This window comes from Moorella sp. E308F (genome assembly GCF_006538365.1).
Taxonomy (GTDB): domain Bacteria; phylum Bacillota; class DSM-521; order Neomoorellales; family Neomoorellaceae; genus Neomoorella.
The window spans coordinates 387,088-400,753 of sequence record NZ_BJKN01000001.1; the positions used below are offsets into that span (position 1 = coordinate 387,088).

Below are 13,666 nucleotides of genomic sequence, written 5' to 3' on the forward strand. Positions count from 1 at the left end.
CCCTATCTGCGCAGCTTCTCAAGGAGTTGCAGGATCGCCTTATCGCCGGGCTGGCCGCCCAGCATGATACGCATGCCGGCCAGCGCCCAGCGGTTGGCCGCCTCGCCGTACTGGGTCCCCCGCGTCAGCCAGTAGGCGGCTTCCTCGCGGGTGAAACGCGCCACGCGCCAGGCCATGAGCTCGACGCGGTCCATCTCCTTCACCCTTTCCTGGAGTTTGAAAATAAGGGCCAGCTTTACGCCTGCTTCCTCATCCAAAGGGAGGTTACCCCGGAAGGAAATGCGGCCATTGCCAAGGAACCGCTGCAGCTCCAGGGGGATCCCGGCCGCGTCGCAGACGCCGCCGATAATGGTGCGGATTACAGGCAAACAGCGGCGCAGGGGCTGGCCGTACAGGTACCCCCGCTCTTTGAGGGCTGTTTTGCTCGCGGCCCCGCCGTTTTTCTGCCGGTCCGCCCCGGGGTTCAAGCGCTCCTTGACCACCAGTACGGGAATGGGTTTATCTTTAAATTCGGTTACCCGCAGAACCCAGGGGGCCTGCGGCAAAAGAGGCCGGATGCGCTGCTGGAAATCCCGTTCCAGCTCTAAGGCATCGGTCGGCTTCTGTTTTGTCATATTTATCCCCCGCTACCTTTGTCGGCTGATTTACTTTTCTTTAGCTCTTTGATAAAGGGGCAGTCTTCGTCAGGATTTTCGATTTCCAGGAAGGCCTCTGTACGTTCCCCTTTGGCGACAGCACCCGCCAGCACCTCAAAGAGCTCCCCGAGGGCCTTCATCGATCCTGGGGTAACATCGGTGAGCTCTATGCGCATGAGCCCCCCTTCTGGAAGCTCCAGGTCCGTCAGCTCCAGCATTTTAATAGTTGTCCTGGCGCCCCGGTTGTAAATGCTGCCCAGCCGCCCCAGCAGGGGTAAAATTTTTTCCGTACCTTCCCGGCCCTCCAGGGTAAGGGTTTGGCCGCTAGCTTTAAGCCACCCCCGTTCCGCCGCTTTTGCCGGTGTGATCAGCACGTCCCCTTTCTGGGGGGTATAAAGGACGGCAGCGGGCCCCTGGATGAGTTCAGGCTTTTCTTGCTGGTCCGGCGTGCCGCGGAAGGCCAGTAGGCGGCCTTTCTTAACCAGGTTCACCACAGCCTCCTGGAAGTCTGGTCCCGGGATTTCCCCGTATTTTTCGGTCAGGTTTTCGGCAACTTCCTCTATCTTGACCGCCCCGCTGCCGCTTACCGTGGAGAAAACGTCATCACCCATCTTGTCAGAATCAGGCCGGTGGGCGGCTATCCAGCCGCGCTGTTTTGCCCCCTGGACGGTAATGAGGCCATAGCCTTCGGCAGCCAGGTTGACCCCCATGGGTATGCCGTTCTCCTGGTGGTAAAATTCAGCCGGCTTCAGGCTGTCTGCCGTGCCCATGCGGTAAAGGCACCATACGCCCTTCTGCACCCCGGCGCGGATAATCTGCTCGAAGACGGCCGCATTCTCCAGTACCGGCCAGCTGCGCACGCAGGCGAAATTATCCCGCAGTTTGGCCAGGGTTATGGTATCGCCGTGGTCAAAGAAGAGCTTGCTTAAATTTATAAGGTCCGCATGGGTGGTATTGCTGGCGGTGAGAAGCTCGCCATCTTTAATTAAGATTTCGCGGATTTGCTCTATGAAAGGTATGCCACCCTCGCCGCCGGCCGTCTTGAGGTCGCGGCGGATAATATGCCCTCCTGCCCCCGGATAGTAGAAGCGGGTATAGATACTGGCGACGGTGGTGACCAGGCCCTGCTCCCGCTCACTGAAACGTTTTTGGAAATCTTCTTCCGCCAGCCGACGGGGGTTGAGCCCATAACTCTGGGGCCTGTCGCTCAAGAGGCGCATGGCTTGGACCTGGCGGGCGATAGTTTCGATACGCTGGCGTGCTTCTTGTATCTGGACACCTCGATTTGCAAATAACTCTCCCTCATCATACATTCCTTGGACAGTGACGGTTTCAGGAACCAGGAGAAAGATGAGGTTCTGCTGTTGCCGGGGTGTATTAACCCCCCTGGTAGTCACCATAGCCTCAACATCAATGGTTTCGGCACCAAGGGCGACGACCCCCAGCACAGGCCTCCCTTTGCCGTCAGGCAAATGTTCCGGCAGCGCGACGTCGTGTTCTATATGGAACAAGCCTGAACCGCCGGTGATGATCTTGCGCGCCGTAGCTTCAAGGAGATCCTGTACCTGTCGCGCGGTGATGGTATTGCGGATCCTGGCAAGAATGTTGTTAATCGTCGGCTCGGGGCTGGCAAAATATTTCCCCTGCTCGTAGCGAAGGTAAAAGGCGCTTTCGTTTATCTCCTCTAAGGCCATGCGCACCTGGGTCGGCGTCAGGCCGGGAAAGGATACGGCGAACAGGGCCTCGGCCTCGGTGAGGCCGAAGATTTTGGAGTCCAGGCCCTCTTCACGCCCCACCAGGCTGTGGAGAAAAACCGTCTTCCAGGTGTACTCGTAAAGGGGGCGCCCCTCCGGGTGGGGGTTGCGCTGGTCGGCAATCTCGGCATTGCTGCGACCGCCCTCGAGAGTGTCGGTATCGACACCGCCCACATCGGCATTAAGGACGAAAAGCAGGTCGGAGCTGCCGGTGCGGCCAAGGATCTCATTGACCACCCGATCCGAGCGCAGGTCCAGGTGACAGGCGTGGATCATGGGCACGGCCTGCTGCTTTTGCCACAGGCTGCGGACGGCCAGGGCCAGCACCCGCAGGACGCCGCGCGTGCCCTGGAAGTTCTCGGCACTGGCCAGCTTGTTATTCAGGAAATCTATCAAGGTGGGGTGGAAGGGATAGCTGGCAAGCAATCGGCCCTGGAAATCATCGCTGGTGGCTTCCTGGGGAAGCATGGTAGCGTTGCGGCGGTACATGGCGATATATTCCGCCGCCGTCTCCCTGGCAGCTTCGCGGTCTATGGATAAAAAAAGGCGTTTGGCCAGGACGGAAGCGATCTCGGCGGCATGCACCGGGGTAACCTGGACGGCGTCGCGGGCCACCACGCTGGCTACGCCCTTGACGGCTTTTTCGCCAATCCCCAGGGCGTCATCTTCACTGACCTCTTCACCGCGCACCTGGCTGACGAGCCTGGCCAAATGCTCCGTCTGGCGGGCAAAGGCATCGGTGGCGCTGGCCAGGGTAAGGATGACGGCAATGCCGGGATGGTTGCGGGCATAACCGTCCAGACCCATTAGAAAGGCAGCAAGCTGGTTGGCCCCATCGGGCCGGGCCGCTTCCAGGCGGGCCGCGTACTGGGCCAGCTCATCCAGCATGATAATGGCCCTCCGCCCTCCCAGCACCCTCTCAAAATACGTCTTGCCGGGTGCGGCATAGGAGCCGGCCTCCTCTTCCACCTGGCGGTAGAGCTCCTCGCCGCCGATTTGATAGGCAATCTCTCCCCAGAGGGTATAGGGGACCAGGGCATTGCCTTGCGGTTTATGTACTGGGATCTCGTCCCCTGCCACGCCAACGACAGCGACTGAACCGGGCGCCGGGAGAAGCTGCGGGTCGAGAAAATCTTCGATCAAGCCCCTTAGTTCTGTACCCCGGTGGGCAATGTGGGTGCAGGCGATCAGGGTATGGGTCTTACCGCCACCAAAAGCCGTTTCCAGGCGGTGGATAGCCGGCACCGTCATATCACCAGCGAGGCGGCCAAAAACTTCCCCCAGGGTCAGGCGCAGGCCATGTGTCGGGTAGGTGGCCTCGCGGAAAAAAAGTTCCGCGTCGGTGTAAATATTATCTATGACGCCCCGGCCGCTGCGGTAATACTCGATGATGGGACTCAAGGATGCTGTAAAAACCTCGGGGTTAAATGTGCCGGCCAGGATCTCGGGACGCGGCCGGCATGTATCTAGTACCGATAGCAAAGTTAATACCCCCTGTCCACATCTTCTAGAATTGACCAATTCGGCATAAAAACGCCAAATTCCTGCCGTGAAGACGTCAAGGTTAATTCGCGTCTGCAAAAAATTCACTCACAGGGCTAGTTACGCGCCTCATTCATTTAAAACCCGGCATTCAGTTGCAATTGTAAGGGCCCTTAATCTCTGGTATAAGGAGTTTTTTATTGCAAGGCTAGGTTATTTCAGGAATTTAGCTGATTTTAGGGCACGATGGCCCTTGACAAGCTGATATTTTTCTTTATGCAACTCTAGTGATATATTTTTGTAGATGATTTTAAGGATAACAAGGATAGCACAATTTAAGCATAAAAAATTAAAACTATGGTATCCTACCTGCTGGAGGTGTTCTCATGCCTGATCGCAAAAAAGCTAACCGTGAAAATGAACTTAAACGTGCCCCTGAAGCCGGGCAAGCCGTTGAGCCCGAGGAAGCCCTTTCCATCGAGTTTATGGACGCCCTTTTAGATAGATGCTGCCCAGAGGAAGAATAGCCTCCCAGCCCCGCCGGGGCTCTTTTTAACTCCCGCCGGCCTGGAAAATAGCTGCACAAATTGTTTATAGCAAAAAGGTGTCAAACGGCTATCCTACTATTCACGGAGATACTACCCCTTGAGAATTGTGCGGACTAATCGGACTTCGGGCTGGTCCTTTGTGTTATAAACGAGAGAGTAGGTTACCTCTACTTTTATTGGATTGCCAAAAAGATCCTTGTAGCTGGCCTCCACTGTAACCGAGACAGGTGCTTGCCCCTCTTTGTTCATGCCGGGTTGCCCGGGCGCCTTTGCTCCATGATGGGGTTGAGAGGGCCTGGGTATTCTCTTTGACAGGTTCTTTCCCTCTGCCAGAAAGCCAGTATGCCACGAATCCATCACTGCTCCGCTTACTTTGAGGTCTACATCCAGGGCAGGGCCTTCACCAATGTTCTCAACGACCAGGTTGAGAACTCCCTTCATATCGGAAGCCTCCTCCCCTTCAATGACTCCACCTCCTGTTTCCAACCTGGGGTGTAAAAGGGGTTTGAACTGGGCCAACCGTACTTCTCTCATCTCCTTGGCCATCTGCCGGGATGCCCTTACCGAGAAATAGTTAAGAAGGGCTAAAATGGTTATTGCCGCCGTCGATATGATCTCAAATATCGGAATACTGCCCTGACTCATCCTGCTGCCTCCTCACTCCACCAGACATTATTGGATTACATTTGGGGCTCTTCTTTAACCTTAACCACTACAGGAAAATTCATGCACCACGCGGATTAACCCCCGCAGATTGGACATATGCACCCGACATTAAACTCTCTCGCAATTTTTCTTCAAGTTTTAAAGGGGCAAAGGCTTTCGAATACGCACCAATTTACGTCACACCCTCACGGGATGTCTGGGCTGCAATCATGTCTGATTCAATACGAACAACAAATCCAGGACCTTTATGCCGAGGTTTGCCGTTTGACTACCGGGCTGACCTGGCTTAAAAAAAGAGTGGCCTCTGAGCTTAATCGCTATGAACGCGTCTCCGTGACATTTTCTCAGTCTGCTTACAGGGTGACAATATCACAGCCGATGACAGGTAATCTGTCAATATATTGAAAAGGTGGTCTCTTTGGCGTTATAATATAACTACATGGAGGTGGAAATAATGGAACAGGTCGGTATCAGAAAGATGAAAGCCTCCTTAAGTCACTATATAAAACGAGTTAAGCAGGGGGAATCTCTTATTATTACCGATCGCGGCCGTCCGGTGGCCAGGCTGGTACCGTTTGAAAACAAAATTCCAGCTGCTATTACTGCTATGTTAGATAAAGGCTTGGCGTCATGGTCCGGCGGCAAACCTCTTGGAGTGAATAAATATTTACCGGTTAAAAACGGCCGCTCCATTGCCAGCATCGTGGAGGAAGATCGCGGGTGATATGTTACCTCGATACCAGTGCTCTGATAAAGCTGTATATTTATGAGGAAGGCTCTCCGGAAGTAAAAGAACTTGTCACCAATTCTCTCCTTGTAGCTACCAGTAAAATTGCCTATGCCGAAGCAAGGGCCGCTCTGGCTAGGGGTCACCGGGAAAAAGCTCTCGAAGATGAAATATACGCCCAGGCCGTCGAAGCTCTCAAAGATGATTGGCGTAATTACTTCGCCATAGAAGTATCAGACACCTTGATAAAGCTGGCCGGAGAATTAGCAGAACTGCATCAATTGCGTGGCTTTGATGCTGTTCATCTGGCAGCAGCATTAATACTCAAACAACAGGTCAAAGAAAATATCACTGTAGCCTGCTGGGATAAAAGGTTATGGCAAGCATTGAACGCCAATAATTTTGCTTTGCTGCCGGAGAAACTTCCTGGCGGCGGTATGAACTGAAGGAGTTAAAGAAAGGGGGCACGAAACAGGTGGATGCCGTGGTGCGGGAGGCAGCTTTAACTTGCGATAATGGTAAGCCCTTACCGCCAGGTAAAATGACTTTCGAGGAGTTCCTGGCCTGGTGCGACGAGGACACCTGGGCAGAGTGGGTGGACGGGGAGGTCGTTGTTTTGACGCCAGCAGCGAGAAAGCACCAGGACGTTAAGGGTTTCTTATATAGTGTTATCCGTGAGTTCTTATATTACAAAAAAACTGGACGAATTCTGGATGCCCCCTTCCTGGTGCGACTGCCGGAAACCTTACGCCGGGGGCGCGAGCCCGACCTCCTTTACGTCAGTAACGAAAGGATCCACCTTTTAAAAGCAACCTACATGGACGGCGCTCCCGATTTGATCGTTGAGATTACTTCTCCCGAAAGCCTAGCCCGGGACAGGGGCGAAAAGTATGTGGAATACGAAGCTGCCGGTGTCAGGGAGTACTGGCTCATTGACCCCGACCGGCAGCAGGCAGAATTTTACCGTCTGGGAGATAATGGTCGTTACCACACCGTAGCACCTGACGCCAGCGGAATTTACCGGTCAGAGGTAATCCCCGGCTTCTGGCTTAAAGTTGAATGGTTATTCCGGGACCCTCCCCCGGCGGCTATAGCCTGCCTCAAGGAAATGAGTTTAATATAAGTGGCGTTGCCTTGAGTTGACGGTAACCCACTTAAGGAAAAATGGGGTGATATGATGGTCAGATTGAGCCGTAAATTAGAAAAAATAACCCTTTCTCCCAAGCAATTAAAAAGCATGGCGGGTTTCGCAGGCCAGCAGGGGGATGTCCTGGCCTTGTTTTTATATGGCTCCTACGGTACGGAGTGGCAAACGGCACTATCGGATGTTGATCTGGCTGTACTGCCGATGCCGGAAACCTCGTGGGACTATAAGCGCGAATTGGAGCTGCTGGATGAGTTTTGCCATATTGGACGGAGCGACGATATCAACCTGGTGAACCTGCATCGCGTTCCGGTGACCCTGCAAATGCGGGTATTAGAAACAGGGCGCCTCCTATATGTTAAAGATGAAATACTCCTAGCCGATTTCAAGGAAAGGGTCATTCGCCGTTATTGTGATTTTGAACCCGACTTGAAGAACCTGTACCGGGATTTTGATGCCAGCCTGCGGGAGGAATTTCTGTGACGGTTGATATGGAAAAAATCCGCCAGAAGTTGCAGTTTATGCGGCAAGAATTGAGGGAGCTAAAAAAGTTCCAAGGTATGGATTTAAGCCAGTTCCACTCAAATAGCCTGTACGAAGCCGCCGCCACAAGAATGCTGCAGGTAGCCATCGAAGCTATGCTGGACATTTGTGCTCATATTATCTCCAGAGAAGGGTGGGGATTACCTAAGTCCTACGTCGAAACAGTTGAGCTGGCGGCCCGCAACGGCTTGATACCGCAGCAGCTGGAAGATACCTATAAAGCCATGGCCCGCTTCCGTAACCGGGTAGTCCATCTTTATGACGAAATTGATGCTGCTGAAATCTGGAATGTCATTCAGAACCATCTCGATGATTTTAGACCATTTATAGCTGCAGTAATACGGAGATACTTGAGTTAGCCTGTTATTTTGGATGCAGGTTAACCCGCTGGCGGCCGTATAACACCAGCAGCTGGGCACGACCGCTTTTATAAACATCCTCCAGCCAGTTCATTAAGGAAAAGGCCCTCTTCCCAATCTGGAAAGAGAGCCTTTTTCTTGGCATAAAGAACCAAGGTCAACACATCAGGATAACAGAATTATTCTATCTTGCTACTCCACCGTCACGCTCTTTGCGAGATTGCGCGGTTTATCGACGTCGCAGCCGCGGGCGACGGCGGTATAGTAGGCCAGGAGCTGCAGGGGCACTACCGTCACCACCGGCGCCAGCAGGGACGGTACAGGCGGCAGGTAGAGGACGGCGTCGGCCTCGGCGGCTACCGCTGTGTTGCCTTCCTGGGTCAGGGCCAGCACCCAGGCGCCCCGGGCCTTAACTTCCTTGATATTGCTGAGCATCTTCTCCAGGAGTTCCGCCTGGGTGGCCAGGGCCACCACTGGCGTGCCTTCTTCGATCAAGGCCAGGGTGCCGTGCTTTAATTCCCCGGCCGCGTAAGCCTCGGCATGGAGGTAGGAGATCTCCTTCAGCTTCAAGGCCCCTTCTAGGGAGACGGGGTAATCCAGGCCGCGGCCGATGAAAAAGGCGTGTTCGTGGGCAGCCATGCGGCCGGCCAGCTCGCGTATCCGGGGCTCCAGCTTTAATACTTCCTCCACGCGGCCCGGCAATTCCTTGAGGCCCCGGGCCAGCCCGGGTGCCCAGGGAGCCGCGCCGCGCCTTTCTCCCAGGTACAGGGCCAGGAGATAGAGGGCCCCCACCTGGGTTAAATAAGCCTTGGTGGAGGCTACGGCGATTTCCGGCCCCGCCCAGGTGTAGATGATGTGGTCCGCCTCCCTGGCCACCGAGCTGCCGACGACGTTGGTAATGGCCAGCACCGGTGCCCCGGCTTTCTTAGCCTCCCGCAGGCTGGCCAGGGTGTCGGCCGTTTCCCCGGACTGGCTGATGACCAGGCCCAGGGTGCGTTCGTTGAGAACCGGCTCCCGGTAACGAAATTCCGAAGCGACGTCGTCTTCCACCGGCAGGCGCAGCAATTTCTCGAAGATATACCTGCCGACCATGCCGGCGTAATGGGCCGTACCGCAGGCAATGATGGCGACTTTCTCCAGGGCCGCCGCTTCTTCCGGCGTGAAGTTAGTGCCTTCCAGGCGCACCCGGCCGTCACCCTGCAGGCGGCCCGCCAGGGTATCCCTTAAGGCCCGCGGCTGCTCGTGGATCTCTTTCAGCATGAAGTGGGCATAGCCGCCCTTTTCTGCCGCCTGAAGGTCCCAGGCCACATGGAAAACTTCCTTGGCCCGCTTGGTACCCTGGGCATCATAGACATTTACTCCTTCGGGCCTGATCCAGGCCACCTCGCCGTTTTCCAGGATGTAAGTATCACGGGTGTAGGGCAACAGGGCCGGTATATCCGAAGCCAGGTAGGTCTCGCCGTTGGATAGGCCGATAATGAGGGGGCTGTCCTGGCGTACCCCCACCAGCTCCTGGGGGTGGTAGGCGCTGGCCACGGCCAGGGCATAGGAGCCGCGTAAGTTAGGCAGCATCTTGAGGACTGCCTGCAGCAGGTCGCCTTCATAAAATTGTTCCACCAGGTGGGCCAGGACTTCCGTATCCGTCTCGGAAATAAAGCGGTGACCGGCGGCCGTAAGCTCTTCCCGCAGTTCCTGGTAGTTTTCGATGATGCCGTTGTGGACGACGGCAAACTTGCCCGTGCAGTCCAGGTGGGGATGGGCGTTGACGTCGGACGGCCGGCCGTGGGTGGCCCAGCGGGTGTGGCCGATGCCTACCCGGGCACCGTTAAGATTGCCATTGAGACGGCTTTTCAGGACTTGGAGCTTGCCCGCGCTCTTTTCTACTACCAACCCCCCGCCGTTCAATACCGCTATACCGGCAGAATCATAACCCCGGTATTCCAGCCTTTCCAGTCCCTGAACCAATATGGGGACCGCCGGGCGCGGGCCCAGATAACCAACGATACCGCACATATAGAGCTCACTCTCCCTTTATTTTTTTTTAACAAGGGAGAGATAAAGGGTTACCCGACGCCCTTTGTCCCCGGGATTACTCCCGGGTTTTGTAGCGCCTTTGACGGTCGTAACCAGACCGGGGGGCACCCGCCGATACCTCGATTAACCCCCGCCTCGTCAACCCTCCGGCACCCGCCTGCCTGGATGGCCCTCCTGGCTCACCCGGGTATAAACGGCGGGCCGGCTGGTCCCGGCGCTTGCCTTTGTCCTGATCCTTTATCTCTCCCCTTGAACCTGCTGGATAACCCGGACCTCCTGCGGCCCGGGTAAGAATCACCCCCCTTTTCCCAGAACGGATTTCCTTATGCCCCGGCGCCACCAGGTAGTAACGGCGGTGATAAGCCGGCTTAAAACAGCCTGGCCCTTTCGTGCCCTGGGGCTGCCGGGTAATAGCGGCGCGGCAAGCCGGCAGTTCCCTGGCTCCTGTGCCGGCAGGGCTCACAACCCGGCGGCAGCTCGCTGCAGGCCAGCCATAATGGCCTCCAGCTCTTCCCTGTCCGGGCCTTCTACCATGAGACGGATAATGGGTTCTGTTCCCGAAGGCCTGACCAGGACCCGGCCCCGGCCCGCCAGCTGCTCCCGGGCCGCCGCTACGGCTGCCAGGAGGGCAGGGCTGGCCATGGCGGCCTCTTTATCAGCCACCGTTACATTGACCAGTAGCTGGGGCAGGTGGGGCATGGCAGCCGCCAGTTCCGACAGGGGCCGGCCGGTGGCGGCCATGACCTGTAACAGCTGCACCCCGGTAAGCAGGCCATCACCGGTAGTATTATGTTCCAGGAGGATAATGTGGCCTGACTGCTCGCCGCCCAGAACGGCACCCGTCCGTAGCATCTCCTCCAGGACATAGCGGTCGCCGACCCGGGTCTGGTGCACACGCAGGCCCGCTGCCGTGAGGGCCTGGTGGAGGCCGAAGTTGCTCATCACCGTCACCACTACCTGGCCGCCGGGCAGGCCTCCCTGCTCCTGGCGGTACAGGGCCAGGATGGTCATGATGGCATCGCCATCGACCACCTGCCCCTTTTCATCCACGGCAATCACCCGGTCGGCGTCGCCGTCAAAGGCCAGGCCCACATCGGCCCCCCGGGCGACAACCTCAGCCTGGAGAACCTCCGGGTGGGTGGAACCGCACCCGACGTTTATATTAGTCCCATCGGGGGTATTATGCAAGGGGTAAATTTCCGCCCCCAGGCGCTGGAAAACCGCCGGCGCGACCCGGCAGGCGGCACCATAGGCGCAGTCCAGCACCACCCGCAGGCCGGCCAGGCCCCGCCCGGCGGTACTGCAGATATGGGCAATGTAGCGCTCGGCAGCCTCCTCCAGCTCCCGCACCCGCCCCAGCTCCATGCCAACCGGCCGGGGCAGGTTATCTTCCGGTTCCAGCACCAGCCGTTCAATCTCTTCTTCCACCGGGTCGGGCAGTTTGTGCCCGCTGGCGCTGAAGAATTTAATGCCGTTGTCCGCCACGGGATTGTGGGACGCCGAGATCACTACGCCGGCATCGGCTTCCAGGGCCCGGGTCAACCAGGCTACCGCCGGGGTAGGCACCACCCCTACCTTCAGGACGTCCCCCCCGACAGAACAAATGCCGGCCACCAGGGCGGCTTCCAGCATATCGCCGGAAATACGCGTGTCCCGGCCCACCACCACCCTGGCCCGGCCTTCCGGCCCCGCCAGCACGGCGGCGCCGGCGCGTCCCAGGCGAAAGGCTAACTCCGGGGTAAGGCCGGCGTTGGCCACCCCGCGGACTCCGTCAGTACCGAATAACTTTGCCATGCTCTCACCTGTTTACTGCATTATATGTTCTTGCTGGAAAATCGCTACTGTCACGGCGTGCTGCTAGGATTGGCAGCCCCTCCGCCAGGGTCGCTAGCCTTGCCTATCTCCACTACCACCCTTACCCGCGGGAAGCTGCTGACCTGCACGCCGGCGGGTATTTCCAGGTTCGTCTCCGCCGTAACATTCTTCGTAGCCCCGGCAATATTAATTGGGGCCGTATTGATATAATCCAGGGCCGCTAAATGGTTATAGGGAGCAAAGACCTCCACCACTTCCGGCTGGAGAATTATCCGGTCAATGGCATAGCCACTGGCCGGCTCCCCTGCCAGCTGGGGACGCACCGCCAGGATTTTGCTGGGCATGTCCTGAACTACGGGTATAAAGGTTTCTACCACTTCCGGGGTGACGGTTAACCATTCCTGCAAGGGGTGGCCCTCCCGGTCGGCCAGCTTTACCGGCAGCTGGGCCAGGAAATTGCCGCTGGCCTGGTCGATTTTGGCCTCCACATAGACCCGGCCAATGCTTTTTAGGGTTGCAGCAGAACCGGAAACAATCACCTGGGAAGGTTTGATGACCGGTTCTAGCGCCCGGTAGCCGCTGGCCGGCGTCCCCAGGAGGTTCACCTGCACCGGCAGCTGCATCTGCTCAATCTTATCTAATTTTATCGTCACCTGGGCAGGGTTGACATGAATTACATTTATCCCTTCCGGCACCTCGACCCGGACGGGTAACAGATTATCACCGACTTTAGCCTCCCGCAGGTTAACATAGGCATGGACATCCCTGGGCAGCAAGGTACTTACTGCGGCCTTGCGCCCCTCCACACGCACCTGGACTTCCGCCGGGCGGTCGGCAACCACCAGGCCCTCCCGCAAGTTTTCTGTCTCCAGGGGGACCCGGACCACCTTTTCCCCGGTAGGGTTCTGCTCACCGGTTACATATATCCAGAGAATAATGGCCATTGCGACTGCCAGCAGGCGATAAATCCAATCCTGGCGAAAATGCTCCCGCATTTTTACGACCTCCAGGGCCAGAAGGATGTATTATGGTTAACCTGCGGTAATAATAGACTCTGTAAGAGTTCCTTCAGGTTTTTTTCGTCCAGGAAGCGGGTCAGCTTACCCCCTTCGGCAACGGAAATGGTGCCCGTTTCCTCCGACACAACCAGTACCACGGCATCAGATATTTCGCTGATACCCAAAGCCGCCCGGTGCCTGGTCCCCAGCTGCTTGCTTAAATAGGGGCTTTCGGAAAGGGGCAGGAAACAGCCGGCGGCTACCACCCGGTCCCCCCGGATAATGGCTGCCCCGTCGTGGAAGGGCGTCAGGGGTACGAAGATATTGATTAACAGCTCGGCGGAAACGACGCCGTCTACCCTGATGCCCGTTTCAATATAATCGTTGAGACCTGTTTCCCGCTCGATAACAACCAAGGCACCGGTACGGTTTTTAGAGAGTACCTGGGCGGCCCTGACCAGTTCATTAATGAGCTTTTCCATATCTTCGGCACCCAGGGCCGTCAAGGGACGGGCAAAAAACTTGCCCCGGCCCAGCTGCTCCAGGGCCCGCCGTAGTTCCGGCTGGAAGACTACCGGCAGGGCCACGACAATCACCAGGCGCAACTGGCTTAAAAGCCAGTTAATGGTGGTCAGATGCAGGCGCTCGGCAATGACCGAGGCTACCACCAGCACCACCAGGCCCTTGATAAGCTGAACGGCCCGTGTACCCCTGATGAGCATGATAAATTTATAAATGACAAAGGCGACGATACTGATATCAAGGGTTATCCGCAAAAGCTCGATTATGTTTAACGATAACAAGTAGCGCCACAGGGCCGCCAAATCATTCACCCCAAATTTTCCCGCCGGCTTTAGTTAGTATATGGAGGTCCGGTCACTTCATTCGACAACCAAGAGGTGAATCCCTTCTTTTTTCAAGTTACCCGTTTTTACTAGTTGCCACTGGACGGTACTTCATA

14 protein-coding genes and 1 pseudogene are annotated in these 13,666 nt (G+C 56.6%); 7 read left to right on the top strand and 8 right to left on the bottom strand.

The genetic code is table 11. The annotated features are described in order from the left end of the window. Nucleotides 1–2: 2 nt before the first annotated feature. A complete protein-coding gene (locus E308F_RS01825) occupies nt 3–614 on the bottom strand; it encodes a DUF7680 family protein (RefSeq protein ID WP_141263002.1) in 612 nt (203 codons plus the stop codon). Nucleotides 615–616: 2 nt separating this feature from the next. Beyond that, a complete protein-coding gene (locus E308F_RS01830) occupies nt 617–3,871 on the bottom strand; it encodes an ATP-binding protein (protein ID WP_141263005.1) in 3,255 nt (1,084 codons plus the stop codon). 386 nt (nt 3,872–4,257) lie between these two features. Between E308F_RS01830 and E308F_RS15695 the strand changes: the two genes are divergently transcribed. After that, nucleotides 4,258–4,398, top strand: a complete 141-nt coding sequence (locus E308F_RS15695) for a hypothetical protein (protein ID WP_172613509.1) — start codon at nt 4,258–4,260, stop codon at nt 4,396–4,398. Nucleotides 4,399–4,509: 111 nt separating this feature from the next. On the opposite strand, the gene E308F_RS01835 is transcribed toward E308F_RS15695, so the two are convergent. Then, nucleotides 4,510–5,064, bottom strand: a complete 555-nt coding sequence (locus E308F_RS01835) for a hypothetical protein (RefSeq protein WP_141263008.1) — start codon at nt 5,062–5,064, stop codon at nt 4,510–4,512. A gap of 243 nt (nt 5,065–5,307) precedes the next feature. Here E308F_RS01835 and E308F_RS16785 point away from each other — a divergent pair. The 6 genes and pseudogenes from E308F_RS16785 to hepT form a co-directional block, all read left to right on the top strand. After that, nucleotides 5,308–5,421 (top strand): annotated as a pseudogene (locus E308F_RS16785) (IS3 family transposase); the annotation flags it as partial. 118 nt (nt 5,422–5,539) lie between these two features. Further along, nucleotides 5,540–5,809: a type II toxin-antitoxin system Phd/YefM family antitoxin gene (locus E308F_RS01845; RefSeq protein WP_141263013.1), complete on the top strand. Its 270-nt coding sequence runs from the start codon at nt 5,540–5,542 to the stop codon at nt 5,807–5,809. Then, on the top strand, nt 5,806–6,258 hold the full coding sequence (locus tag E308F_RS01850; RefSeq protein WP_141263015.1) for a type II toxin-antitoxin system VapC family toxin: 453 nt from the start codon (nt 5,806–5,808) through the stop codon (nt 6,256–6,258). Before E308F_RS01845 ends, E308F_RS01850 begins: the two co-directional genes overlap by 4 nt. 29 nt (nt 6,259–6,287) lie before the next feature. Continuing rightward, on the top strand, nt 6,288–6,935 hold the full coding sequence (locus tag E308F_RS01855) for a Uma2 family endonuclease (protein WP_216364428.1): 648 nt from the start codon (nt 6,288–6,290) through the stop codon (nt 6,933–6,935). A 51-nt stretch (nt 6,936–6,986) separates the two neighbouring features. Then, complete coding sequence (mntA, locus tag E308F_RS01860; protein WP_141263018.1) at nt 6,987–7,439, top strand: type VII toxin-antitoxin system MntA family adenylyltransferase antitoxin; 453 nt, start codon at nt 6,987–6,989, stop codon at nt 7,437–7,439. Beyond that, nucleotides 7,436–7,858 carry a type VII toxin-antitoxin system HepT family RNase toxin gene (gene hepT / locus E308F_RS01865; RefSeq protein WP_141263021.1) on the top strand — a complete coding sequence of 141 codons (423 nt, stop codon included), beginning with the start codon at nt 7,436–7,438 and terminating at the stop codon, nt 7,856–7,858. Before mntA ends, hepT begins: the two co-directional genes overlap by 4 nt. Nucleotides 7,859–8,050: 192 nt before the next feature. On the opposite strand, the gene glmS is transcribed toward hepT, so the two are convergent. From glmS to cdaA, 5 genes are all read right to left on the bottom strand, one after another. Beyond that, complete coding sequence (gene glmS, locus E308F_RS01870; protein ID WP_141263024.1) at nt 8,051–9,871, bottom strand: glutamine--fructose-6-phosphate transaminase (isomerizing); 1,821 nt, start codon at nt 9,869–9,871, stop codon at nt 8,051–8,053. Nucleotides 9,872–9,947: 76 nt separating this feature from the next. Then, nucleotides 9,948–10,355 carry a hypothetical protein gene (locus tag E308F_RS01875; protein WP_141263027.1) on the bottom strand — a complete coding sequence of 136 codons (408 nt, stop codon included), beginning with the start codon at nt 10,353–10,355 and terminating at the stop codon, nt 9,948–9,950. Next, nucleotides 10,352–11,686, bottom strand: coding sequence for a phosphoglucosamine mutase (gene glmM / locus E308F_RS01880; protein ID WP_141263030.1), 1,335 nt, complete (start codon nt 11,684–11,686; stop codon nt 10,352–10,354). Before glmM ends, E308F_RS01875 begins: the two co-directional genes overlap by 4 nt. 50 nt (nt 11,687–11,736) lie before the next feature. Then, nucleotides 11,737–12,702, bottom strand: a complete 966-nt coding sequence (locus E308F_RS01885) for a CdaR family protein (RefSeq protein WP_141263033.1) — start codon at nt 12,700–12,702, stop codon at nt 11,737–11,739. Between the two features lie 2 nt (nt 12,703–12,704). Then, nucleotides 12,705–13,538 carry a diadenylate cyclase CdaA gene (gene cdaA / locus E308F_RS01890; RefSeq protein ID WP_141263035.1) on the bottom strand — a complete coding sequence of 278 codons (834 nt, stop codon included), beginning with the start codon at nt 13,536–13,538 and terminating at the stop codon, nt 12,705–12,707. Between the last annotated feature and the right edge of the window lie 128 nt (nt 13,539–13,666).